The sequence below is a fragment of the Kitasatospora sp. NPDC127060 genome (genome assembly GCF_042724935.1).
Taxonomy (GTDB): Bacteria; Actinomycetota; Actinomycetes; order Streptomycetales; family Streptomycetaceae; genus Kitasatospora.
The window spans coordinates 45,537-69,709 of record NZ_JBHXEG010000001.1; the positions used below are offsets into that span (position 1 = coordinate 45,537).

Annotated in this window: 19 protein-coding genes and 2 pseudogenes; 14 read left to right on the forward strand and 7 right to left on the reverse strand. The window is 72.9% G+C overall.

Going from position 1 to position 24,173, the window contains the following annotated elements:
* The first annotated feature begins 49 nt into the window (after nt 1–49).
* Both ACFWIS_RS00185 and ACFWIS_RS00190 read left to right on the forward strand, forming a co-directional pair.
* Nucleotides 50–1,537 carry an RICIN domain-containing protein gene (locus ACFWIS_RS00185; protein WP_380455576.1) on the forward strand — a complete coding sequence of 496 codons (1,488 nt, stop codon included), beginning with the start codon at nt 50–52 and terminating at the stop codon, nt 1,535–1,537.
* A gap of 186 nt (nt 1,538–1,723) precedes the next feature.
* Entirely contained in the window at nt 1,724–3,679 is a 1,956-nt protein-coding gene (locus ACFWIS_RS00190) for a LamG-like jellyroll fold domain-containing protein (protein ID WP_380455578.1), read from the forward strand.
* 125 nt (nt 3,680–3,804) lie between these two features.
* On the opposite strand, the gene ACFWIS_RS00195 is transcribed toward ACFWIS_RS00190, so the two are convergent.
* Entirely contained in the window at nt 3,805–4,233 is a 429-nt protein-coding gene (locus tag ACFWIS_RS00195) for a hypothetical protein (protein ID WP_380455580.1), read from the reverse strand.
* 144 nt (nt 4,234–4,377) lie between these two features.
* On the opposite strand from ACFWIS_RS00195, the gene ACFWIS_RS00200 reads away from it, so the two are divergent.
* Together ACFWIS_RS00200 and ACFWIS_RS00205 are read left to right on the forward strand one after the other, a co-directional pair.
* A complete protein-coding gene (locus ACFWIS_RS00200) occupies nt 4,378–5,469 on the forward strand; it encodes a hypothetical protein (RefSeq protein ID WP_380455581.1) in 1,092 nt (363 codons plus the stop codon).
* 22 nt (nt 5,470–5,491) lie between these two features.
* Nucleotides 5,492–6,355, forward strand: coding sequence for a DUF3592 domain-containing protein (locus ACFWIS_RS00205; protein ID WP_380455583.1), 864 nt, complete (start codon nt 5,492–5,494; stop codon nt 6,353–6,355).
* Between the two features lie 81 nt (nt 6,356–6,436).
* Here the strand turns inward: ACFWIS_RS00205 and ACFWIS_RS00210 are convergent, their stop codons facing one another.
* Nucleotides 6,437–7,018 carry a TetR/AcrR family transcriptional regulator gene (locus ACFWIS_RS00210; protein WP_380455585.1) on the reverse strand — a complete coding sequence of 194 codons (582 nt, stop codon included), beginning with the start codon at nt 7,016–7,018 and terminating at the stop codon, nt 6,437–6,439.
* Between the two features lie 83 nt (nt 7,019–7,101).
* On the opposite strand from ACFWIS_RS00210, the gene ACFWIS_RS00215 reads away from it, so the two are divergent.
* On the forward strand, nt 7,102–7,983 hold the full coding sequence (locus ACFWIS_RS00215) for an SDR family oxidoreductase (protein WP_380455615.1): 882 nt from the start codon (nt 7,102–7,104) through the stop codon (nt 7,981–7,983).
* A 28-nt stretch (nt 7,984–8,011) separates the two neighbouring features.
* Here the strand turns inward: ACFWIS_RS00215 and ACFWIS_RS00220 are convergent, their stop codons facing one another.
* Entirely contained in the window at nt 8,012–8,932 is a 921-nt protein-coding gene (locus ACFWIS_RS00220; RefSeq protein ID WP_380455587.1) for an alpha/beta hydrolase, read from the reverse strand.
* A gap of 193 nt (nt 8,933–9,125) precedes the next feature.
* Here ACFWIS_RS00220 and ACFWIS_RS00225 point away from each other — a divergent pair, with 193 nt between their 5' ends.
* The 3 genes and pseudogenes from ACFWIS_RS00225 to ACFWIS_RS00235 form a co-directional block, all read left to right on the forward strand.
* A complete protein-coding gene (locus tag ACFWIS_RS00225) occupies nt 9,126–10,019 on the forward strand; it encodes a helix-turn-helix transcriptional regulator (protein ID WP_380455589.1) in 894 nt (297 codons plus the stop codon).
* A gap of 205 nt (nt 10,020–10,224) precedes the next feature.
* Nucleotides 10,225–10,806: pseudogene (locus ACFWIS_RS00230) on the forward strand (carbohydrate binding domain-containing protein); the annotation flags it as partial.
* Nucleotides 10,807–10,974: 168 nt separating this feature from the next.
* Nucleotides 10,975–11,940: pseudogene (locus ACFWIS_RS00235) on the forward strand (chitinase); the annotation flags it as partial.
* A 152-nt stretch (nt 11,941–12,092) separates the two neighbouring features.
* Here ACFWIS_RS00235 and ACFWIS_RS00240 read toward each other — a convergent pair.
* Complete coding sequence (locus ACFWIS_RS00240; protein ID WP_380455591.1) at nt 12,093–12,905, reverse strand: SAM-dependent methyltransferase; 813 nt, start codon at nt 12,903–12,905, stop codon at nt 12,093–12,095.
* A gap of 521 nt (nt 12,906–13,426) precedes the next feature.
* On the opposite strand from ACFWIS_RS00240, the gene ACFWIS_RS00245 reads away from it, so the two are divergent.
* From ACFWIS_RS00245 to ACFWIS_RS00260, 4 genes are all read left to right on the forward strand, one after another.
* Nucleotides 13,427–15,331, forward strand: a complete 1,905-nt coding sequence (locus tag ACFWIS_RS00245; protein ID WP_380455593.1) for a putative Ig domain-containing protein — start codon at nt 13,427–13,429, stop codon at nt 15,329–15,331.
* Between the two features lie 138 nt (nt 15,332–15,469).
* On the forward strand, nt 15,470–15,931 hold the full coding sequence (locus ACFWIS_RS00250; protein ID WP_380455595.1) for a hypothetical protein: 462 nt from the start codon (nt 15,470–15,472) through the stop codon (nt 15,929–15,931).
* A 156-nt stretch (nt 15,932–16,087) separates the two neighbouring features.
* Nucleotides 16,088–17,191, forward strand: coding sequence for a serine hydrolase domain-containing protein (locus tag ACFWIS_RS00255; RefSeq protein WP_380455597.1), 1,104 nt, complete (start codon nt 16,088–16,090; stop codon nt 17,189–17,191).
* A gap of 86 nt (nt 17,192–17,277) precedes the next feature.
* A complete protein-coding gene (locus ACFWIS_RS00260; protein ID WP_380455599.1) occupies nt 17,278–18,063 on the forward strand; it encodes a MerR family DNA-binding transcriptional regulator in 786 nt (261 codons plus the stop codon).
* Between the two features lie 48 nt (nt 18,064–18,111).
* Here the strand turns inward: ACFWIS_RS00260 and ACFWIS_RS00265 are convergent, their stop codons facing one another.
* On the reverse strand, nt 18,112–19,755 hold the full coding sequence (locus ACFWIS_RS00265; RefSeq protein ID WP_380455601.1) for an ABC-F family ATP-binding cassette domain-containing protein: 1,644 nt from the start codon (nt 19,753–19,755) through the stop codon (nt 18,112–18,114).
* Between the two features lie 281 nt (nt 19,756–20,036).
* Nucleotides 20,037–21,101: an alpha/beta fold hydrolase gene (locus ACFWIS_RS00270; protein WP_380455603.1), complete on the reverse strand. Its 1,065-nt coding sequence runs from the start codon at nt 21,099–21,101 to the stop codon at nt 20,037–20,039.
* A gap of 163 nt (nt 21,102–21,264) precedes the next feature.
* Between ACFWIS_RS00270 and ACFWIS_RS00275 the strand changes: the two genes are divergently transcribed.
* Nucleotides 21,265–21,816 carry a CGNR zinc finger domain-containing protein gene (locus ACFWIS_RS00275; RefSeq protein WP_380455616.1) on the forward strand — a complete coding sequence of 184 codons (552 nt, stop codon included), beginning with the start codon at nt 21,265–21,267 and terminating at the stop codon, nt 21,814–21,816.
* Nucleotides 21,817–21,909: 93 nt separating this feature from the next.
* Here the strand turns inward: ACFWIS_RS00275 and ACFWIS_RS00280 are convergent, their stop codons facing one another.
* The gene (locus ACFWIS_RS00280) at nt 21,910–22,341 is read right to left on the reverse strand and encodes an Ohr family peroxiredoxin (protein ID WP_380455605.1); all 432 of its coding nucleotides are present in this window, start codon (nt 22,339–22,341) and stop codon (nt 21,910–21,912) included.
* 251 nt (nt 22,342–22,592) lie between these two features.
* Here ACFWIS_RS00280 and ACFWIS_RS00285 point away from each other — a divergent pair, with 251 nt between their 5' ends.
* Nucleotides 22,593–24,035, forward strand: a complete 1,443-nt coding sequence (locus tag ACFWIS_RS00285) for an aldehyde dehydrogenase (protein WP_380455607.1) — start codon at nt 22,593–22,595, stop codon at nt 24,033–24,035.
* Nucleotides 24,036–24,173: the final 138 nt, after the last annotated feature.

The window sequence follows — 24,173 nt, forward strand, 5'->3', positions numbered from 1 at the left end:
CATGGACGCTTCCGACTCTGTGACCCGTCCTCGTGGAGAGGTGACACCCTTGTTCCGCAGTCCTTCAGCCGACGGGCGACCGGTCGGCCGGTGGCGCACCGCACTGGTCGGCGTTCTCGCCCTGTTCGGTTCCTTCGTGGCGGTGCTGCTGCCCGCCGCCCAGGCCCGGGCGGCCGCCGGCCCGGTGACGTTCACCCTGGGCGCCACCCGCACCGACCAGAACGGCAACACGCTCCAGCTGCACGGACTTGGCATCGTCAAGGTGGGGAGCACCTGGTACGGCTTCGGCGAGGACAAGACCGGCGAGACGTCGGCGGACACCTCGTTCCAGGACATCCCCTGCTACACCTCCGACGACCTCGGCAGCTGGACCTACCGGGGTGTGGCACTGGCCAAGCAGAGCAGCGGCGATCTCGGGCCGAACCGGGTCGTCGAGCGGCCGAAGGTCATCTACAACGCGTCGACCGGCCTGTACGTGATGTACGTCCACATCGACAGCCCCGACTACTCCGAGGCGAAGGCCGGCGTGGCCACCAGCAGTACCCCGTGCGGACCGTACGTCTACCGGGGCAGCTTCCGGCCGCTGGGCAATGTCAGCCGCGACCTGGGCCTGTTCCAGGAATCCGACGGCACCGCCTACCTGATGACCGAGGACCGCAACAGCGGCGGCCTGCGGATCGACAGGCTCTCCGCCGACTACCTCTCGGTGGACAGCGCGGTCGTACTCCTGGGCGGCGGCAGCATCGAGGCCCCGGCCATGGTGAAGGTCGGCGGCACCTACTACATCACGGGGTCGCACCTGTCGGGCTGGTACCTCAACGACAACGTCTACGCCACGGCGACGTCGCTCAGTGGACCGTGGTCGGCGTGGAAGGACATGGCCGCGCCCGGCACCAGCACGTACGGGAGCCAGACGGCCAACATCATCACCGTCCAAGGCACTTCGGGCACCACGTACGTCTACGCGGGGGACCGCTGGGACGTCAACGACCTGGGCGGCTCCCAGCTGATCTGGCTCCCGCTGACCATCCGGGGGACGACGCTCAACCTCGGCCAGTACCCCACCTGGTCCCTCGACACCTCCGCGGGCACCTGGTCGGCCGGCGGCGGGCTCCCCTCCGCCGGCACGTACACGCTGACCAACGCCGCCAGTTCGATGCTGCTGGACGTGTCCGGTGCCTCCACCTCCAACGGGGGTGCGGCCATCCAGTGGCCGTCGACCGGCGGTGCCAACCAGAAGTGGGCGCTCGCCCGGGTCGCGGACAACATCTACACCCTGACCAGCGTCAACAGCGGCCTGTGCCTGGACGTCCCCGGCTACTCGAGCGCCACCGGCGCACAGTTGCAGCAGTGGACCTGCAACGGCGGCGCCAACCAGCAGTGGGCGCTGGACTTCACCGGCGGCAAGTACGTGCTGGTCGGCGTCGGCAGCGGCCTGACGATCGGCACCGGCGGCTCGGCCACGAAGGGCGGAGCGGTGGACCAGGAGACCGGCGGCAGTGCGAGTGCCGCCAGCGAGACCTGGGCCCTCTCCTGACCGGCTGACGGCAGCGGGCCCGGCCGGCAAACCGGGCCCCTCCGGCGTCACGTACCAGGACGACACTGCGACCGCGGCATTCGGCCGCTGTTCAGCACGGCGTGGCCACGTGGATGACCTGCGACAACGTTCGGTTCCTAGCGTCTGGGGAACCGTCCGGGGCCATCCCACTCGCTTGGAGCGATCATGCACGATTCCCATCCGTCCGACGCGTGCGCCTGCCCCCGGACCGCGGAACTCGACGGGGGAGGGACGGCGGCGGCGAGCCGTCGGCGGTTCCTGCGCGGGGCCGGTCTGCTGGGGGCCGGGGTCGGCGCGGCGGGGCTCGGGGTGTTCAGTGGTGCCGCGCCCGCGGCGGCGGACGCACCCGAGCCCCGCACCACCCGGCGCGACCGCTGGGAGCCCGACCCGGACAGCCGGCAGTTCACCTTCGTCGTCATGCCGGACACGCAGTACCTGTTCGACGAGGACCGGATCCACTCCGCCCCGCTGGAGGCGTCCTTCCGCTACGTCCTCGACGGCGGTGTCAACCGCGAGGGCGGCGGGGACGACAACATCGTCTTCCTCGCCCACCTCGGCGACGTGACCGAGCACGGGCTGCCCGCCGAGTACGCCGCCGTGACGAAGTCCTTCGCGCTGCTCGACGACGCCGGCGTCGCCTACGGCGTGCTCGCGGGCAACCACGACGTCCGCTCCTCGACCGACGACCAGCGCGGCAGGACCCCCTACCTGGACACGTTCACCCCGGCGAGGGCCGCCCGCACGCCCGGATACCGGGCCTCCAGCCCCGACGGGTACAACACCTGCCACGTCTTCAAGGCGGCCGGCCGCGAGTGGGTGGTCCTCTCCCTGGACTGGCGCCTTTCGGACGCGGGCTTCGCCTGGGCCAACGGGATGATCGCCGCCCACCCCGAGCTGCCGGTCATCCTCACGACCCACGAGATGGCCCACGCCGACGACAGCGGCAAGGCGACGCTCTCCGACTACGGAAACCGCCTCTGGGACGAGCTCGTCAGCGGGAACGACCAGGTGTTCCTCACCGTCAACGGGCACTACTGGCCGCCCGGCCGCACCGTCCTCAAGAACCGGGCCGGCCACGACGTCCACGTCCACATCACCAACTACCAGGACCGCTACTACGGCGGCGCGGCGATGATCCGCACGTACCGGTTCGACCTCGACCGGAACACCATCGACATATCGACGTTCTCGCCCTGGATCCTGGAGACGGCCGCGGAGGACCGCAACGCCCTGGCCGCCGGGGAGGCCGAACTGACCTCCGACGTCGACCGGTTCTCGATCCCGATCGACTTCGGGCGCCGCTTCGCGGGCTTCGCCCCCGTCCCGCCGCGCCCGGCACGCCCCGCGAGCGACCTGCTCGTCCGCGACACCGTCGCCTACTGGCGCTTCGACGACGGCGGCAAGGCCGGAACGCCGCTCCCGGACCAGCAGGCCGTCCGGGACCTCAGCGGCCAGGGCAACGACCTGATCCGCCTGGCCACCCCGGGCGCGCCCACCGCCGCGCTCGCCTGGTCGTCCGACCACCACCCGGACCAGCCCGGCCACGGCAGCCTGCTGTTCGACAGCCGCAACAAGCCGACGGTCGGCGCGTTCCTCCAGACGGTGCCCGGCGCGCCCGTCAATCGCGAGACGTTCGAGCACGGTTACACCATCGAGGCCTTCTTCAAGTTGCCCGCGGACTGGGACCCGGGGAAGAACGCGTGGACGGCGCTCCTGAGCCGCTGGGGCATGAGCGGCGAGGCGGGCAGGAGCGGCGACTCGACCGACCCGCAGGAGCCGGTCGTCACGCTCAGCGTGTCCGAGGCGCCCGCCCTGCAGTGGTGCGTCTACCCGCTCAACCAGACCGGCGCCTCGACCTGTTGGGGTCACCAGCTGCCGCTGGACCACTGGTGGCACGTCGCCGTCGTCAACGACGGCCGGCTCAACCGGATGTACGTGGACGGCTGCGAGGTGGCCCGCAACCCGTCGACCCCGGCGGTCGGCCTGACGACCCTCGGGCAGCCGTGGATGCTCGGCGGGTACGAGTACGCGGGCGTGCTCGACAAGATCTTCCACGGCTGGATCGGCGACGTGCGGATCGTGAGGCGGGCGCTGCCGAAGGAGGAGTTCATGATCTCGTGACGCCGAAGGCCCGGCGGCCGGGCCGCTTCGGGTCCGTCGTCAGGGCTGCGCCCGGCCGGGGGTGCGTTGCAGCCTGAACGCGTCCGCGAGCACGGCCCGGGCCGGCATCCGGGCCGGATGGCGGATCACCCGGTCTTCAGTGGCCCGGCGAAGGACTTGCGCAGGGCGCCGGGCCCGGCGACCGGGAGCAGGGCGGCGAGCATCCGGCCCTTGAGGTGCCGGGGCTCCCGGGTGAGCTGGACGTCGACCCGGGTGCCGTCCCCCTCGGGGGTCATCCGGAAGACCCAACCGCCGCCGGGGCCGAAGAGCTTGGAGTCGAGGGTGGTGACGGTGACGGTGTCGCCACCGGGCTCCCAGTCGTAGCGGGCGCGCTCCCAGGCGGTGGCGGTCCCCTCGGTGACCTCGGCCCAGGTGTCGCCGAGGGCGTGCACCTCGAAGTGCTCGGCGTCGATGGTCGGCCAGGTTCCGGCGCGGGCGGGGCCGAAGTCGGTCAGCACCGCCAGGACGCCGGCCGGGTCGAGGGTGGAGACGAGCTGGAACCGTACGACTGCCATGGTGTGTCCTCATCGCGAAGTAACTGTTCTGACCGGTGACGCCAGAGTTCCATGACGCGGCGTCACCCGTCAAGCCGGTGACGCCGGAGGAGGTGTGTGCCACAGGCCTGTCGGCCGTCGCCCCAGACGTGCACAATCGGCCCCATGACCACAGTCGCGGGCGCGCCGCCCGGGCACCGCTCGCCCGCCGGCCTCGCCCTGGGCGTCCTGACCGGTGGAGTGATCGGGGCGTCGCTGGCCGCCCTCATCGGCGGATGCGCCGTCGGCCGGGCCTCGTTGATCGTCCTGGGGGTGGCCCTGCCCGCTGCCTACGGGCTGGTCCTCCTCCTCGCCGCCCTGCCGGGCCGGGCCCGCGAGGCGGCCGTCGTGCCGCGGACGGCGCTGGCGCTGATCGAGGGCCTGGAGGCGGTCGGAGGTGCGGGCAGCGACGTCCCGGTGCGGTTCGAGCTGACCGTCGCGCCGGACGGCGCGCCCGCGTTCCGGGTCGAAATCCGGCAGGACGTCAACCTGGTCGAGCTGTCGGACTTCCGGCCGCGCGGGATCGTGGTGGTGGAGTACCCGCCGGACCGGCCGTGGAAGGGGCGGATCGTGCGGCGGCCGACGCCGGAGTGGGAGCAGCGGGCCCTCGGGGTGCGGCTGGACTCGGCGCCCGGCCCGGCGCTGAAGGACGAGGGCCCGGAGGGCTGTGCGGGTGGACTGCTCACCCTGCTCGGACTGCTGCTCGGCGCGGCCGCCGTGCTGGTGCCGTTCCGCGCCGACCTGTTCGACTCCCGGGCGGGCGGCCGTGCCTCCGGGCCGTCCGTCACCTCCGCCGCCGCCACCGCCCCGTCCGTGACCACCGTGACCTCGGCGACCGGCACCGTCACCCTCGGCGAGGGCCGTTCGATGCTCGACCAAGGCGAACTGCGCAGCGCCGTAGAGTCGTTGACCCAGGGCGCGGATCAGCGCCAGGCGCTCACCGTCGTCGTGCAGGAGCGGCAGCTGACGGTCGTCTACCGCCCCGCCGGGGTGCCAGGCCCCGGGTTCGACCCGCGTTCCCTGCCCTACGAGCGCGTCCCCGCCCTGGTCGAGCAGGCCGGGGCCGGCCTGGGTGCCGGCTCCCCGGGGCGCTGGCAGTTGACCGCCGAGGGTGTCACCGGCCCGCTCGTGCTGCGGATCGTGGCGACCGGCGCCGGGGGCACCGGGACGCTGGAGGCCGACGGACGGGGCGACGTGCTGCGGCGCAGCGGAGGCTGACCGGAACAGGAGGAGGACGGCGATGGGGTGGGACGGGTTCCTGGCACTGTGGTGCGCGCTGTGGGGTGCGGTGGCGCTGGTCGGGTTCGGCAGGTCGCTGGCCGGGGTGACCGCGGCGCAGCGGACGGTCCGGCTCACCGGCCGGATCGTCCGGGTGGGGGAGCCCCGGCACGGCGGCTCCCGCAAGGGCGGGATAGCGGTGGTGGTCGGCTACCTCGACCCGGCCACCGGGCGGGAGGTCACCGTGACCAACGACGGTGACCGCGGCGAGATGATCACCGCGGCCTGGGAGGGCCGGGAGATCGGGGTCAGCCACCCGCGTGGTCGACCGCACGCCTACCGGCTCTCCAACCGCCCCGAGGAAGCCGGTCGCGGGCTCGGGTGGCCGGCCTTCGCGCTGTTCCTGGTCTACGCCGGGCTGGTGGTCATCGCCGCGCTCCGCTGGGGCTGGCCGTGGACGCTGATCGGCTTCGGCGGCCCGTGGGCCCTCCTCGGGATCGTCCACCTGCCCGGGGCCGTCCGGGACCGGGACGCCCGGCTGGGCCGGCTGGCCGCGATGGACGCCGTGCCGGGGTGGGTGGTCGCGGTCCTGAAGGACGTCAGCGTCGACCAGGACGACGGCCACACCTCGACCACCATCACCCCGGTCGTGTCCTTCACCACCCGCGCGGGAACGGCCGTCACGGCTCACTGCACCGCGCACCTCGCCGACCCGGCCGGCGCACGCGGGCGTGAACTGACGGTCCATCACCTGGCCGACGATCCGGCCGAGTTCACCCTCGATCCGGCGGCCGAGCGGCGCTCGGAGGGCCGGGGCCTACTGGTGCACGTGCTGATGACCGTGGTGCTCGGGGCGACGGCGGTGGCGGGAGCGGCGCTGCTCTGAGGCCGTCCGGGCGGGACCGCCCTCGTCCCCCTGCGGGGCCACCGTGCCGACGACCTCGGCGACCGACCCGGGCCCAGTCCGCTAGCGCAGCTCCGCGGCGGCCGCGCGGAGTTCGTCGAACGCGGCCCGGGTGAGGTCGGCGAGTTCGCCGGGGGCCTCGTCGCGGGCCGGGTCCGCCCAGCGGGTGTAGCCGTGCTTGAAGGCGAGCAGGCCGAGTTCGGCCGCCACCTGGGCCGAGGTGTCCGGGACGCCCCGGCGCCGGAGCGCTTCGGCCATCGCGGCGGCCATGCCGACGTGCTTCAGGGCCTCGCGGCTGCGCAGCTCCTCGTTGGCCTCGACCGCCGCGGACAGCAGCGGGCCGAGCGAGCGGTTGAACGCGGTCATCTCGCCCGCCGCGCGCTCCAGGCCGGCCGCGACGGCGGTCAGCGGTGTCGCGTCCGGGGGCGCGGTGTCGATGCCCTCGGTGAGCAGTCGGCTCAGCGTCTCCTGGCCCGCGGTCAGGACCTCGCGCTTGTCCCCGAAGTGGCGGAAGAAGGTGCTCCGGGTGAGCCCCGCGCGCTCGGCGATCTGGGCGACCGTCGTCTCGTCGTAGCCCTGCTCGGCGAAGAGGCCGAGCGCGGCCGCGACCAGGCGCTGTCGTGCGTCCGGCTTCCATCTAGGCATGTGACCATCCTAGGTGATGCGACAAGGGTCGCATCATGGGTACAGTGATGGGACGGTTGTCGCATCACTCCCTGGAGGTCGTCATGCGCGTCTTCATCACCGGCGGTACCGGCCTGATCGGCTCGGCCGTCGTCGCAGAACTGCTCTCCGCCGGCCACTCGGCCACCGCCCTCGCCCGCTCCGAGGTCTCGGCGGCGCAGGCCGAGGCCGCCGGCGCCGCCGTGCTGCGCGGCGGGCTCACCGACCTCGCGGTGCTGCGCACCGGAGCGGAGCAGGCGGACGGGGTCATCCACCTCGCCTTCAGCAACGACTTCAGCTCGCCCGAGGCCCTCGCCCGCGGCATCGCGGAGGAGGGTGCCGCGCTCGCCGCCCTGGGGGACGCCCTGGCCGGCACGGGCAAGCCGCTCGTCACCGCGTCCGGCACGCCCCACGTGGCGGGGCGCGCCGCCACCGAGGACGACCCGCTGCCGCTGGACGGGCCGGTCGGCGGACGCAGCCGCTCGGTGACCCGGGTGCTGGAACTCGCCCCCCGGGGCGTCCGCAGCTCGGCGGTCAGGCTGCCGCGCACCGTCCACGACGAGGGCCGGGGCGGGTTCGCCGGACTGCTCACCGACATCGCCCGCCGCACCGGCGTCGCCGGCTACCCGGGGGACGGCGCGCAGCGCTGGCCGGCCGTCCACGCGCGGGACGCGGCCGTGCTGTTCCGGCTCGCCCTGGAGAAGGCGCCGGCCGGAAGCGCCTGGCACGCCGTCGCCGACGAGGGCGACGCGGTGCGCGACATCGCCGGGGTGATCGGCCGGCGGCTCGGCCTGCCCGTCACGTCGGTGCCGCAGGAGGAGTACGGCCCTCTCGGACCGATCTTCGCCGCCGACCAGCCCGCCTCCGCCGCCCGCACCCGCGCCGTGCTCGGCTGGCAACCGACGCACCCGGGCCTGCTCGCGGACCTGGAGAACATCGAGGCCTGAGCCGGTCCCCGCCCCGCCCGGCGGCCGCTCAGCCGGCCACGGCCAGCTGGGTGCCGAAGAAGTCGGCGACGGCCGTCACGGCCGGGGTGACGTACTCGTCCCGGTCGTAGAGGTCGGTGTGGGTCGCGCCGTCGATCCAGTGCAGCCGCGCGGGGCCGGACGCCTCCCGGAGGGCCGCCACGCTCATCCACCCGGTCACCGCCTCGCGGCCGACCACCATCAGCAGCGGGCGCGGTGCCAGCAGCCGCAGCGCGGCGAAGGCGTCGAAGCCGGCGATCCGGTCGACGCTGGACCAGGTGAACTCCTTCGCGGAGCGCGGGTGTTCACCGCGGGAGGTGCGGTAGTACTCCCAGCCCGCGTGCACGTGCGGACCGCCCAGCCGGGCCTCCTCCTCGCTCGCCGGGAAGACCGGGAACGTCGCGGCGACTCCGCTGCGGGCCTCCTCGGTACGGGCCGCGGCCGCCGCGGCCAGCAACTCCTCCAGGACGGCGGGCGGTTGGCCGCCGTCCGCGCCGTGCCGGAACTGACGGGCGATGTCCACGGCGCTGACGGTGGCCACCGCCTTGATCCGCCGGTCGGTCGGGGCGGCGGCCAGCGCGTAGCCGCCGGAGGCGCAGATGCCGAGGGCGCCGATCCGCTCGGGGTCGACCTCGGGGCGGGTGGTGAGGAAGGAGACCGCCGCCTTCAGGTCCTCGACCCGGTGCGCCGGATCCTCCAGGCCCCGGGGCAGGCCCTCGCTCTCGCCCTGGAATGCGGCGTCGAAGGCGAGGGCCGTGAAGCCCCGCGCGGCCAGCCGGCGGGCGTACAGCCCGGCGGCCTGCTCCTTCACGCCGGTGCCGGGGTGCCCGACGACGATCGCCGGGCGCGGGCCGGCGGGCCCGGCGTCCGGGGTGTACAGGTGACCGGCGAGGGTCAGGCCGGCGCTGGGGAAGGTGACTTCGGTACGCATCGCACGCTCCGGGGCGACGAGGGGGCGGCCCGCACGGTGACTGTGACGGTGACAGCGGCGGTGGCGGACCGGCGGCACCGGGCTCGGCCGCCCCACCACCGTCGCCCCGGCGGGTGGTGCCGGACCAGGGACGGTGCTGCCTATGCACGCCAGTACCAGGCACGGCACCCGCCCGCCGGGGGAGACTGGGGGCATGCGATCCCAGAACACCCGGGCCACCGACGGCAGCACCGAGCTGGGTGCCTTCCTGCGCGCCCGCCGCGCCGCCCTCGACCCCGGCCGGGCGGGCCTCCCGGACGACGGCCGGCTGCGTCGGGTGTCCGGGCTGCGCCGCGAGGAACTGGCCCAACTCGCCCACGTCAGCGTCGACTACGTGGTCCGGCTCGAACAGGGCCGCACCCGCCGGGTCTCCCGGCCCGTCCTCGGCGCGCTCGCCGACGCGCTGCGGCTGGCCCCGGACGAGCGCGCCCACCTCTTCGCCCTCGCCGACACCACCCCGGACCCGACCGCCGTCCGGCCCGGGCGGCCGGAGGTCGACCCGCAGCTGCGGCGGCTGCTCGCGACCATGCACGACGTCCCCGCGATGGTCCTCAACCGGCGGATGGACGTGCTGGCGTGGAACCGCGGCGCCGCCGCCCTGCTCACCGACTTCGGCGCCCTCGCCGCCCACGAGCGGAACCTGATCCGCCTCACCTTCCTCGACGAGGCCTACCGCGCGCTGTACGCCGACTGGCGACTCGCCGCCCAGGACTGCGTCGCGGTGCTGCGGATGGAGGCCGGGCGCCACCCCGAGGACGGCGAACTCGCCGCGATGATCGCCGAACTGACCGCGCGGGACGCCGACTTCCGTACCTGGTGGGCCGACCACCGGGTCCGCGGGCCGCACCGGCTCACCAAGACCTACCGCCACCCGCTGGCCGGCGCCCTCACCCTCGACGTCCAGCAGTTCACCGTCGACACCCAGCCCGACCAGCAACTCGTCGCCTACACCGCCGATCCAGACTCGCCCACCGGCGAGGGCCTGCGCTTCCTGCTGCAGTGGGCGGCGGCCGGTGCCGGAACACCGGCCGGGCCGCACCGGGCGTGAGCCGCACCGCGGCGTCGGTGGCGCCCGGGGACGTTCTTCGCAAGTGGTCCAGACCTTAAATGGTCCAGACCTATTGACCGACCCGGCCCGCCCTCCTACGATCCCGTCCGGCACAGCCCCACATGTCCCCACCTCACCCACGGCCGGGCGGCACGCCCCCACGCGTCGGTCAAATCCCTGGCGCCCGGCGGGAAGGGAGCACAGCATGTTCCGTCGGAGGTCGCGAACCCCACGCCCGCCGGGCGGCATCCACCCGAACCCGGAACCCGGCCGCCCCGGCGGCGAACCGCGCCGGGTGGGCCTGGAACGCGCGTCGCAGGCGCGGCCGGCCCATCGCGCCCGGCCCGGGTCGACCGTCCTGGTCCGCTCCCTCGCCGGGCTGAGCACCGTCGCCCTGATCGGCGCCGGCCTCGCCGTGACCGGCTCGGTCACAGCCGGCGCCGCCACCCCCGACCTGGTGGCCAACCCCGGCTTCGAGAGCGGGCTCGCCGGCTGGACCTGCTCCGGCACCGCCGCCGTCGTCGGCAGCCCGGTGCACTCCGGCGCCGCCGCGCTCCAGGCCACCCCGACCGGCCAGGACACCGCCCAGTGCAGCCAGACGGTCAGCGTGCAGCCCAACTCCCAGTACACACTGAGCGCCTACGTCCAGGGCAGCTACGTCTACCTGGGCGCCACCGGCACCGGCGGCGGCAGCGACCCGTCCACCTGGGCGCCCGGCAACGCCTCGTTCGGCCGGCTCACCGTGGGCTTCACCACCGGGCCCGGCACCACCTCGGTGACGGTCTACCTGCACGGCTGGTACGGGCAGCCCGCGTACTACGCGGACGACGTCTCGCTCACCGGCCCCGGCGGCAGCAGCCCCACGCTGACCAGCACCCCGCCGACCACCCCGCCCACGACCCCGCCGCCCACCACGCCTCCCACGACCCCGCCGACGACTCCGCCCACCACCCCGCCGTCCGGTGACACCTGCCCCACCAAGCCCCGGCCGTCCGGCAAGGTCCTCCAGGGCTACTGGGAGAACTGGGACGGCGCCTCGAACGGCGTGCACCCCGGCCTGGGCTGGGTGCCCATCACGGACAGCCGGATCCCCGCCCACGGCTACAACGTCATCAACGCGGCCTTCCCGGTGATCCTCTCCGACGGCACCGTCCTGTGGCAGGACGGCATGGACACCAACGTCAAGGTCGCCACCCCCGCCGAGATGTGCCAGGCCAAGGCCGCCGGCGCGACGATCCTGATGTCGATCGGCGGCGCCGCGGCCGGCATCGACCTCAGCTCCAGCACCGTCGCCGACCGCTTCGTGGCGACCGTCGTCCCGATCCTCAAGAAGTACAACTTCGACGGGATCGACATCGACATCGAGACCGGACTCTCCGGCGGCGGCGACATCAGGACGCCGTCCCCCTCCCAGGCCAACCTGATGCGCATCATCGACGGCGTGCTCGCCCAGATGCCCGCGGGCTTCGGCCTGACCATGGCCCCCGAGACCGCGTACGTCACCGGCGGCAGCGTCACCTACGGCTCCATCTGGGGCGCCTACCTGCCGATCATCAAGAAGTACGCCGACAACGGGCAGCTGTGGTGGCTGAACATGCAGTACTACAACGGCAGCATGTACGGGTGCTCCGGCGACTCCTACCAGGCCGGCACCGTGCAGGGCTTCACCGTCCAGACCACCTGCCTGAACAACGGCCTGACCATCCAGGGCACCACCGTCAAGGTCCCCTACGACAAGCAGGTGCCCGGTCTGCCGGCCCAGCCCGGTGCGGGCGGCGGCTACCTGGACCCGGGCTCCGTCGGCCAGGCCTGGAACGCCTTCGGCGGCGGGCTGAAGGGCCTGATGACCTGGTCGCTCAACTGGGACGGCTCCAAGGGCTGGACCTTCGGCGACAACGTCAAGTCCCTGCAAGGCCGTTGACCGCCCGCTGATCATCCGCCGCTCGCCCGCCGATCATCCGCCGATCGCCCGCGCCCCGGTGCCTCGCTACGAGCCCGGGGCGCGGGCCGTCCGGCGCCCGCCTCCCACCGGACGGATCGACCGTCCGTCGAGGCGGCGGGCCCGGAGCGGCGTCAGGGCCGACGGGCCAGTCCGCAGCAGATCAGCTGATCCCACGCCGTCAAGTCGCTCTCATCGGCGGGTACGTCGCCATCAACAGGTTCCGGACGCCACAACCGGCAGGGGACCAGGCCTGGTTGGAGCAGGTCGAGATCGCCGAACAGGCCGAGGATCTCCTCGTCGGTGCGCCAGCGGCCGCGGCCGAAGCTGTCCTGGAGCTTCCGTTCCGAGAGCCTGGTCTCCTCGTTCGCGCCGGAGCGGAAGTGGGAGACGTAGACCAGGCTGTCGGGGGGCACCCGCTCCGCCCACCAGCGCACCAGCTCGGCGGGCCGCTCGGAGTCGTTGAGGTGGTGCAGGACGGCGCTGAAGACGACGCCCACCGGCTGCTCGAAGTCGATCAGGCGCCGCACCTCGGGGTGGTCGCGGACCGACTCCGGTTCGCGCAGGTCCGCCTGGACCAGGGCGGTGCGGTCGTCGGCGGCCAACAGGGCCCGGCCGTGGGCGAGTACGGTCGGGTCCTGGTCGACGTAGGCGACCCGGGCGGCGGGGTCGTGCCGCTGGGCGGCCTGGTGCACGTTGTCGGCGGTCGGCAGCCCGCTGCCCATGTCGATGAACTGGCGGACACCGGCGTCGGCCATCGCACCGACGGCGCGGACCAGGGCCCGGCGGTTGGCGAAGGCGATCTCCACCGAGCCGGGGAGATCGCGGAGGAAGTAGTCGCCGATCGCCCGGTCGACGGCGAAGTTGTCCGTGCCGCCGAGGAGATAGTCGTAGACCCGGGCGATGCTCGGCTTCGACTCGTCGATCCCGCTGCTCTGATCGGTCATGGCGAACCAACCCCGTCCCTGGCGTCCGTTGTGGCCCCGATCGTAGGAGAACGACCGGGGCCGGGAGGCCGATCGACGGGTGATGTCGCGGGATTCGCCGTGACGTGGTACCGGCCGGTCCCGTCCTCGGACAGCGCCGGGGGCCGACTGTGGCGACGGCCCGGGAAGGCCGTAATGGAATGTTGAATTGGTGATGTTTCACTGAATGCGGAAACAGTCTTCTGAGCCGCATTCAGTGAATGCCGAGGGTTTTGGGGAGGGCGTCGATCAGGGTCTTCAGCTGCCCGAACGCCGTTCTTAATCTTTCCTTACCCCAGGCCGTTGACCTGCGTTCATCAAACCTGCTTTCCTTCATCCCCAAGCAGGCACCCCACCGAGAGACCGTCAATTCCGGCTCTCCGGAAGCAAAGAACGGAATCGGCGTTCGGTGGAATGCGCTGTCTGGTCCTTCCCCACAAAGGGATCGTTCGTGGCCCCCCAGCCGTACGGGCGATCGGTATCGAGAGAGGCACCCTCACCCCATGGGTCACTCCCACAGAATGCGGCGCGCGAAGTACGCGGCGCTCACCGGCGTGGCGTCCCTCGCGCTCGCCGCGGCCGGCCTCGCCGGTGCGGCCGCGCCGGCCTCCGCGCAGTCCATATCCAGCTCCTCGGGCAGCGTCAACAACGAGTTCAACCCGTGGAGCCCGCAGAACGGCCACCCGTACCGCCACGGCGCGGTGCTGGGCAAGGAGCAGCAGAAGAAGTACAAGGAGTGGCTCGCCCAGCACAACCAGGCGGCGGCCACCGGCCAGCAGACGCTGTCCTACGGCGGCGGCGTCGACGGCATCGGCGTGCAGAGCGGCCACTCCAAGGTCTACCTGGTGTTCTACGGCACCCAGTGGGGCACCCAGACCACCGACGCCAACGGCAACGCCAAGTTCTCCGGCGACTCGGCCGGCGCGGCCGGTGCCACCCAGCAGATGTTCAAGGGCATCGGCACCAACGGCGAGACCTGGTCGGCCGAGCTGACTCAGTGGTGCGACGGCCCCAACGTCGCCGCCGGCGCGGTCAGCTGCCCGGCCAACGCCAACTTCATCCCGTACCAGAGCGGCGGCGTGCTCTCCGGCGTCTGGTACGACAACGCGGCGGCCTCGCCCGCCCAGGCCACCGGCAACCAGCTGGCCCAGGAGGCCGTCGCGGCCGCCGGCCACTTCGGCAACACCACGGCCGCCTCCAACCGCGACGCGTACTACATCATCCTGTCGCCGCACGGCACCAACCCGGACGACTACCAGAACCCCACCACCGGGTACTGCGCCTGGCACGACTGGAACGGTGACACCACCCTCAACGGCGGCGCGGCCAACTCGCCCTACGGCGACATCGCCTTCTCCAACCAGCCGTACAACATCGACCAGGGTGCCAGCTGCGGTGTCGGCTTCGTCAACTCGCCCGGCACGCTGGACGGCTTCACGATGACCCTCGGCCACGAGTGGCACGAGATGATGTCGGACCAGAACCCGGCCGGCGGCTGGACCAACCACGTCTCCGGCAGCTCGTACAACGGCCAGGAGAACTCCGACGAGTGCGCCTGGATCAAGCCCGGCTCGGCCGGCGGCGCCGCCAACGTCTCGTTCGGCTCCTTCGGCACCTTCGCCGAGCAGGCCAGCTGGTCGAACGACACCAACTCCTGCGCGATCTCGCACGCCATCCTGAACCACGGCAACACCAACACGGTCACCGTCACCAACCCGGGCAGCCAGTCCGGCACCGTCGGCACCGCGGCCAGCCTGCAGATCAGCGCGAGCGACTCGGCCTCCGGCCAGACCCTGACCTACTCGGCCACCGGCCTGCCCGCCGGCCTGTCGATCAACTCTTCGACCGGCCTGATCTCCGGCACCCCGACCGCCGCCGGCACCGCCAACGTGACGGTCACCGCGACCGACACCACGGGCGCCGCGGGCAGCACCACCTTCAGCTGGACCGAGTCCGGTGGTTCGGGCGGCGGCAACGCCGTCGTCAACGGCGGCTTCGAGGCCGGCAACCTGAGCAGCTGGACCACGGCCGGCTCCACCTCCGCCACCTCCTCGGCCGCCCACAGCGGCAGCTACGGCGCCATGGTCGGTTCCACCAACCCGACCGGCGACTCCTCGATCGGCCAGACCTTCACCGCGCCGTCCGGCTCCAGCAAGCTGTCCTTCTGGTACAGCAGCACCTGCCCGGACACCGTGACCTACGACTGGGCGACCGCCACGCTGAAGGACAACACCACCGGCACGACCACCACGGTCCTCGCCAAGACCTGCGCCGCCACCGCGAACTGGACCAACCAGACCGCGTCCGTCACCCCGGGCCACTCGTACACGCTCACCCTGAGCAACCACGACGACAACTACGCGGGTGACCCGACCTACACCTACTACGACGACGTGACCGTCTCCTGACGATCGCCTCGCCGAAACGCACCGGGGTGGGCCTCGCGCCCGCCCCGGTGTGTTTTTCTCCGGATTCGGGGGGATCCGATCCGGCGCCCGGTGCGTCGAACCGGTACCGCTTTCCCATCCCGGCACGAAGGAACGACCGTGACTCCGAGAAGAACCGCCGCCCTCGCCCTGACCTGCGCCGCCGCCCTGCTGGCCCTGGCCGGCTGTGGCTCCACCAGTGCCTCCACGGTCGCCTCCGGCCCGGCGCCCACCACCACGGCCTTGACCACCACGCCGGCCGCCGTGACCGCCGACGAGCACGCCAACCACACCACCGTGAAGGTCGCCGTCGGTGCGACCGTCTCGGTCGTCCTGCAGGGCACGTACTGGTCCGCCGCCGCCAGCTCCGCCCCCGGCGTGGTCTCCCCGGCGGGCGCCCCGACCACCGCGCCGTCCCCCTCCTGCCGTCCGGGCGGCGGCTGCGGCACCGTCACCACCTCCTTCGCCGCCCGCGCGGCCGGCACGGCGCACCTGACCGCCTCCCGGACGGCCTGCGGCGAGGCCCTCAACTGCTCGCCGGACCAGCGCAGTTACGACGTGACGATCGAGGTCACCGGCTGATCCGTCCGGTGCCGGCCGGCGCCGTCGCCGCGGTTCGCGGGGGCGGCGCCCGCCCCTGTGAGGTGGATCACGCTTGAGCCCGCCCCAGGGGAAGGGTGGAGATTCGTCGCAGCAGCCGGACAGCGGTCCGGGGACGACGGATCACCGAGGAGCATCATGACCACCACCACCCACACGGAGCGTTCGGGCCAGGCGCAGGACCGGCCGGAGCTGCGACGGACGATCGAGGAGCTCGTCGAGGCCGGCTTCCTCGGGGTGCAGCTGCGGGTGAGCGACGAACGGGGCGAGTGGGCCGGCAGCGCCGGTGCCCGCGAACTGGGCTCCGCCGCCGAGCCGCTGACCGACGGGCACTTCCGGATCGGCAGCAGCACCAAGAGCCTGATCGCGAGCACGGTGCTGCTGCTGGTGGCCGAGGGCAGGACCGCCCTGGACGCCCCGGTCGCCGACCACCTGCCCGAGTTCGGCCTGGACCGGCGGATCACGGTGCGGATGCTGCTCCAGCACACCAGCGGGATCTTCAGCCACACCGGTGAACTCCTGGACGACGGGACGGTCGTCCCCGGCATCCCGTGGCAGGGCAAGGCCTGGGTGGACGACCGCTTCCACAGCTACCCGCCCGAGGAGCTGGTGCGGCTGTCGCTGTCCAAGCCGCTGCGGTTCGCGCCGGGTGAGGGCTGGAGCTACTCCAACACCAACTACGTGCTGGCCCGGCTGGTGATCGAGCGGGTCACCGGCCGCTCCTTCGCCGAGGAGCTGCGGCGGCTGGTCCTGGCACCGCTGGGGATGACCGGCACGGTGGCGCCGGGCTTCTCCCCGGAGGTCCCCGAACCCCACCACCACGGCTACTACCGCTACCAGGACGGCGAGCGGGAGCGGATCGTCGACGTCACCCGGCACGACCCGTCCTGGGTCGCGGCCGGCGGCGACCTCATCTCGACCACCCGGGACCTGCACCGCTACTTCTCCGCGCTGATGGCCGGCCGGCTGCTGCCCGCCGAGCTGCTGGCCGAGATGCGTCGGCCGGAGGAGCGGGTCGGCTACGGCCTCGGGCTGTTCGCCCAGGACCTCGGCCCGGCCGGCGGCACCGTCTACCACCACAACGGCGCCACCATCGGCTCGGCGGCGCTGATGTACGGCTCGGCCGACGGCAGCCGGATCCTGACGGCCGCCATGAACCACGTGGACGACCCGGAGATGTCCCTCGCACCCGCCTTCCAGGAGGCCCAGCAGCGCCTGGTCGCCGCGGTGTTCTCCATCTGACCGGCGAGCTGGCCGGCGGACTCCCGGCCGGGGGTGGGTAGGGGGGTGGGTAGCGGTCCGACCCGATCACACGAGAAGCTGATCGGATGATGAACGGAGTCACGATCGGTCAGGCGGCGGCCTTCGTCGGCGTCTCGGTGAAGACGGTGCGGCACTACCACGAGCACGGGCTGCTCGCCGAACCACGACGCGACGCCTCCGGCTACCGGCGGTACGGCTCGGACGACCTGCTGCGGCTGGTGCAGGTCCGGACCCTGGCGGCCGCCGGGGTCCCGCTGGCCGAGGTCGGGCCGCTGCTGGACGCCGAGGCCGAGCCGTTCGCCGCCGCCCTGGCCGACGTCGAACGGCGGCTGGCCGAGCGGATCGCCGAGCTGTCGGCCCGCCTCGACACCCTGCACCGGCTCGCCGAGGGCGACCGGGCCCTGCTGCCCGACCGTGCCTGCGCCGTCCTGGAGCGGATGGCCGAACTGGGCTTCGCCCCCGCGTACGTGGCCGCGCAGCGCGAGGCGCTGGTCCTGGCCCGGGTGCTGGTGCCGGCCGGCTTCGACGGCTTCCTGGCTCAGCTCGAACACCGGTTGGCCGACCAGGAGTTCGTCGAGCTGTCGATGCGCGCCTGGGAGGCCGGGAGCTGGGAGCCGGACGATCCGAGGATCGAGGAACTCGCCGCCGCCATGGCCGACCGGCTGCTCGCCAATCCGGCGCTCCTGGGGGACGCCGACAGTATGCGGGCCTGGAGCCGGGCCGCCACCCAGTACCGGCTGATCGACCACCACCGCGAGGACCAGGCCCCGGCCGCGGCTCGGTTGACCGCCCTCACCGAGGCCAGGCTCCGCTCCGCCGGCGCCCCCGCCCCCCGGCTGCCACGCCGCTGAACGGCGCGGTCCGGCGCCGTCCCGGGGGGCGGGTGAGCGCCGCTCGGCTCAGGAGGTCGGGGCCCCGGTCTCCAGCAGCCTGCCGTCGGCCAGGTGCAGCCAGCGGTCGACGCCGATGCCGGACAGGAAGCGTTCGTCGTGGCTGACCACGAGGAACGCGCCCTGGTAGGAGTTCAGGGCGCCTTCGAGCTGCCCGACGCTGACCAGGTCGAGGTTGTTCGTCGGCTCGTCCAGGAGGAGCAGTTGGGGCGCGGGCTCGGCGCACAGCACGCAGGCCAGGGTGGCGCGCAGCCGTTCGCCGCCGGAGAGCGCCCGGACGGGCAGGTGGGCGCGGGCGCCGCGGAACAGGAAGCGGGCGAGCAGGTTCATCCGCTCGGCCTCCGGGCGTTCCGGGGCGGCCGCGGCGAAGTTCTCCGCCACGGTGCGGTCCTGGTCCAGCAGGTCCAGCCGCTGGGAGAGGTAGGCGACCCGGCCGTCGGCGCGCTTGACCTGTCCGTCGTCCGGGGTGAGGTCTCCGACCAGCAGGCGCAGCAGGGTCGTCTTCCCGGCCCCGTTGCCGCCGTGCAGGGCGATGCGTTCGGGGCCCCGGATGGTGAGGTCGACGCCGCCCTCGGCGAACAGCGGGTGGCCGTCGCGCACCACCTGGAGCTGTTCGCCGATGAAGAGGTCGCGCCCGCTGGGCACCCTGGTCTCGGAGAGGTCCAGGGTGAGGCGCTGTTCGTCGCGCACCGCGCGCCCGGCCTCGTCGAGCCGGGTCTTGGCCTCGTCGACCCGGGCGGCGTGCACCTGGCCGGAGCGGCCGGCGGACTCCTGGGCGCCGCGCTTCATGTTCCCGGCGAAGATCCGGGGCAGCCCGGCGCTCTTGAGGTTGCGGGCGGCGTTGCCGGCCCGGCGCTCGGCGCGCTCGCGGGCCTGCTGCATCTCCCGCTTCTCCCGCTTGAGGTCCTGCTCGGCGTTGCGGACGTTCTTCTCCGCGACCTCCCGCTCGGCCTGCACGGCCTGCTCGTAGGCGGTGAAGTCGCCGCCGTAGAGACGCAGTTCGTGTGAGTCGAGTTCGGCGATGCGGTCCATCCGGTCGAGCAGGGCGCGGTCGTGGCTGACCAGCAGCAGGCAGCCGTTGAAGTCCGCCAGGGCGTCGTGGAGCCGGTGGCGGGCGCCGAGGTCGAGGTTGTTGGTGGGTTCGTCGAGCAGCAGCACGTCGGGCCGCTTGAGCAGCTGGGCGGCGAGGCCCAGTTGGACGATCTGGCCGCCGCTGAGGGTGCCCAGCCCGCGGTCGAGCCCCAGCCCGCCGAGGCCGAGGCGGTCGAGCTGGGTGAGGCTGCGCTCCTCGATGTCCCAGTCGTCGCCGATGGTGGTGAAGTGCTCCTCGGCGACGTCCCCGGACTCCACGGCGTCGATGGCGCGGATCACCTCGGCCACGCCGAGCACCTCGGCGACACTGAGGCCCGCCGTGAGCGGGAGGTCCTGGGCGAGGTAGGCGGTGGTGCCGCTGACCGTCACCGATCCGGCGTTCGGGCTCAGTTGACCGGCGATCAGCTTGAGCAGCGTGCTCTTGCCGGAGCCGTTGGGGGCGACCAGACCGGTGCGGCCGGTGCCGACGGCGAAGGAGAGGTCCTGGAAGACGGGGGTGTCGTCGGGCCAGGAGAAGGACAGCTGGGAGGCGACGATGGATGCGGAAGACGCAGAAGACATGGGTGAACTACCTGGAAGTGAACGGGCGGAGACGAGTCCGGCCCGGATGAGACAGGGGGACTGGGTGCGACGAATCCGACCGCTGCACTGGGCGCCCCGCGCCCGCAACGGCCGTCAAGCCCGGGACTCACCCGGAGATGTCGTCGTCACCCGCCATGTCTGCTGCACTCCTCGGAAGGGGGTAGGTCGTTCGCCAGCGTAGCAGTCCGTTTCGCCTCGCGCCGTCCTTTTTCCGGCGCGAGGCGTACGGGCCGCCGGCGGGCGCCGTCGGCCCGCCGTGGTCAGAGCCGGTCGGCGTCGACGACGGCCTGGGCGAAGGCCGTTGGGGCCTCCTGCGGCAGGTTGTGGCCGACGCCCGGCAGCGCCCGGTGCTCGTACCGGCCGGTGAACATGGCCCGGTAGGAGGAGCCGTCGCCGGGCGCCGGGGTGAACGGGTCCAGCGCCGGGTCGAGGGTGATGGTCGGCACGCCGATGGTGGGCTTGCGGGCCAGCAGGTGTTCGTCGTGGTCGTAGCGGCGCTCGCCGTCGGCGAGGCCCAGCCGCCAGCGGTAGTTGTGGATCACGATCGCGGCGTAGTCGGGGTTCTCGAAGGCCGCCGCGCTGCGTTCGAAGGTGGCGTCGTCGAAGTTCCAGGTGGGGGAGGCGGTCTGCCAGACGACCCGGGCGAGGTCGTGCCGCAGTTTCGGGTCGTGCATGGCCCGTTCGCCGCGGTCGGTGGCGAAGTAGAACTGGTACCAGAAGGCGCGCTCGGTGACCGGCGCGATCGGGTTCCGCTGGGCGTCGCGGTTGGTGATCAGGTAGCCGGTCGCCGACACCAGGGCCTTGACCCGCTCGGGCCACAGGGCGGCCAGGATGTCACCGGTCCGCGCGCCCCAGTCGAAGCCGGCGACCACGGCGCGCTCGATCCGCAGGGCGTCCAGCAGCGCGATGATGTCCCGGGCGATGGCCGACTGCTGCCCGTTGCGGACGGTCCGCGACGACAGGAAGCGGGTGCTGCCGTGGCCGCGCAGGTAGGGGACGATCACCCGGTAGCCGAGGTCGGCGAGCAGCGGGGCGACGTCCACGAAGCTGTGGATGTCGTACGGCCAGCCGTGCAGGCAGAGCACCACCGGCCCGTCGGCGGGGCCGAGTTCCGCGTAGCCGACGTCGAGCAGTCCGGCGGTGACCTGCTTGAGCACCGGGAACGAGGTGTGGGCGCCGGGGGTGACGGCGGGCACGACCGGCGCCGGGCCGGAGCGGGCCGGGACGGGCGCGGCGCCGGCGACGCCCGGCAGGCCGGTCAGCGAGAGGGCGGCCGCCCCGGCGCCGAGCCCCAGGGTCTTGTGGAAGCTACGCCTGTCGATCATGAGTTTCCTTCCGGAGGTGGGGGGACCGGTTCGGGGAGCCGAGCCGGGCTGGACGTTACTGGTCTGGGCAGTGATGGTGGCGGCGACACGGTGCGCCGACGGCGAAAAAGACTCCGGGGAGCCGGGCATTGCACTTGGCAGGGTGACTGGTCAGTATGGTGACGTGATGCACGCCTTCCCCTGCGGGACCCTCCCCCTCGACTTCGTCGGCACGCTGCGCGCCCGCCGCAACGCCGCTCCGACGGAGAAGCTGTCCTCCCCCGAGCAGCTGGACGCCTGGTTCGTGGAGTCCGGGATGCTCGACGGCGGCCCCGAAGCCGATGAGACCGACCTCGACATCGCGGTGGACCTGCGCGAGGCGATCTACGCGCTGGTCGCCGCCCGGCTGGACGGGCAGCCGATGCCGGCCCGGGCGATCGCCGAGTTGAACCGGCACGCGGCCGGACTTCCGGTGACGCTGCGCCTGCAGGCCACCGGTGCGACCAGGACCGGCTCCGTCTCCCAGGGCCTCGCGGCCCTGGCCCGGGAGGCCGTCGAGATCCTCGGCGGCGACGAAGCGGACCTGCTGCGCGAGTGCGCCCGGCCGGAGTGCACCCAGGTCTACCTGGACCGCTCGCGCGGCCACCGGCGCGAGTGGTGCGCCATGCGGACCTGCGGAAACCGGGTGAAGGCCGCCAGTTACCGGGCACGCCAGCACGGCGCCGCCGAGGACTGAGAACCGGCGCGCCGGCCGTGCACCCCCGCCCCGGGGCGGGGGATTCGGCGTTTCCGGCGACGGCAACGGCGGCAGCCGGGGCGGGCGTTGGTGTCAGCCGGTCACCGCGGTGGCGTTGACGGTCACCGGGATGTTGCCCCGGGTCGCCTTGGAGTACGGGCAGATCCGGTGCGCGGCCCGGCCGAGTTCGGCGGCCGTCTCCTGGTCCACGCCGCCGAGTTCGAGGTTGAGGACGGCGCTGAGGCCGAACTCCCCGTCGTCGCCGTGGGTGAGGGTCGTCTCGACCGCGACGGAGGTGCTGGTGAGCCGCACCTTGCGGTCGGCGGCGGCGCGGCGGACGGCGCCCAGGAAGCAGGCCCCCCATCCGGCGGCGAACAGCTGCTCCGGGTTGGTGGCGCCGCCGGCCCCGCCCAGCTCCTTCGGGACGGCCAGCGAGGTGGTGAGGTTGCCGTCGCTGGAGGCGACCCGCCCGCCGTTGCGGCCCTCGCCCGTCACGACGACCGTTCCGGTGTAGCTGACTGCCATGGTGCTGTCCCCTCATGAGTGATCGTCCGGTGAGCCGTTGTCGGCGTCACCTGTTTGACTGGTGACGAGTATCGAGTGGGGCTTTCGAGCCTGTCAAGGCGTGAGCGCGCAACTGTGCTCGATCTATCGGGTGTTGTCGCGGGTTCGCGCCCGGTGGCCAAGCCCGTATGCCTTTCTAAATAACCTGCTTGACAGGTTAGCTGAGTGGGCGTCACACTCGTTCGGGAAAGAAGGATCCGAAGGAGAAGCACGTGATCGTCTACGACCGGCTGTTCATCGCGGGCACCTGGACCACTCCGAGCAGGGCCGACCTGCTCGACATCCGCTCCCCGCACGACGGGACGCTGCTCGGCCGGGCCGCCCAGGCCCGTCCGGCGGACGTGGACCGCGCGGTGGCCGCCGCCCGGGCCTCGTTCGACCGGGGCACCTGGCGGGAGACCCCGCCGCTGGATCGGGTGGCCGTGCTGCGCCGCTTCAACGCGCTGCGCGAGGAGAACGCGGAGCGGATCGCCGAACTGATCTCCACCGAGAACGGCTCGGCCGGCTGGTTCACCCGGGCCGGCCAGCCCGGCCTGACCCGCCAGGCCAACGCCTACCTGAAGGCCGCCGAGGAGTTCGGCTGGGAGCGGACGCTCGTCCCGTCCGACCCGGCCTCGCCGGTGCGCAGCGTGGTGCGCCGCGAGGCGATCGGCGTGGTGGCCGCGGTGATCCCGTGGAACTCGCCCTTCTCCTCGGCGACTTCGAAGATCCTGCCGGCCCTGCTCGCGGGCAACTCGGTGATGCTGAAGGTCTCCCCGGAGAATTCGCTCAGCATGGGCTTCCTCGCCGAGCTGCTGGAGCAGGTGGGGCTGCCCGAGGGCGTGGTCAGCGTCCTGCCCGCCGACCGGGAGACCAGCGAGTACCTGGTGTCCCACCCCCAGGTGGACAAGATCGCCTTCACCGGCTCCACCCGGGCCGGTCGGCGCATCGCCGCAATCGCCGGGGAGCAGCTCAAGCGCGTCAGCCTGGAGCTGGGCGGCAAGTCCGCGGCCGTGATCCTCCCCGACGCCGACCTGGACCGGGCGGTGCCGGGGCTGAAGTTCTCCTCGCTGCTCAACAACGGCGAGTCCTGCATCGCCCAGACCCGGATCCTGGCCCCTCGCAGCCGCTACGAGGAGGTGGTGACCCGACTCAAGGACCTGATCGACTCCCTGAAGGTCGGCGACCCGGCCGACCCGGAGACCTTCATCGGCCCGATGATCCGCCGGGACCAGCAGGAGCAGGTCCTCCGCTACATCGCCCTCGGCGTGGAGGAGGGCGCCCGCCTGGTCACCGGCGGCCCGCACGTCCCGGCCGGCCTGGAGCGCGGCCACTACGTCACCCCGACGCTCTTCGCCGATGTCGACAACTCGATGCGGATCGCCCAGGAGGAGGTCTTCGGCCCGGTCCTGGTGGTCATCCCCTACGAGGACGAGGACGACGCCGTCCGGATCGCCAACGACTCCGAGTACGGCCTCTCCGGCGGGGTCTGGTCCGCCGACGAGGAGCACGCGCTGGCGGTCGCCCGCCGCCTGCGTACCGGCACCGTCACCGTCAACGGCGCCTCGATCGGCTTCGACGGCCCGTTCGGCGGCTTCAAGGCCAGCGGCATCGGCCGCGAGTACGGCGCGGTCGGCCTCGGCGCCTACACCGAGTACCAGACCATCACGGTCTGAGCCGTCCGAGCCGTCCGAGCCGTATGAGCCGCCTGAACAGTCCGAGCCGCCTGAACAGTCCGAGCGGGTCGAACCCTCCGCACTCGCACGGTCCTCGGCGCCTCCCGCACCCGCCGCCGCACGCGGCCTCCGCCCGTC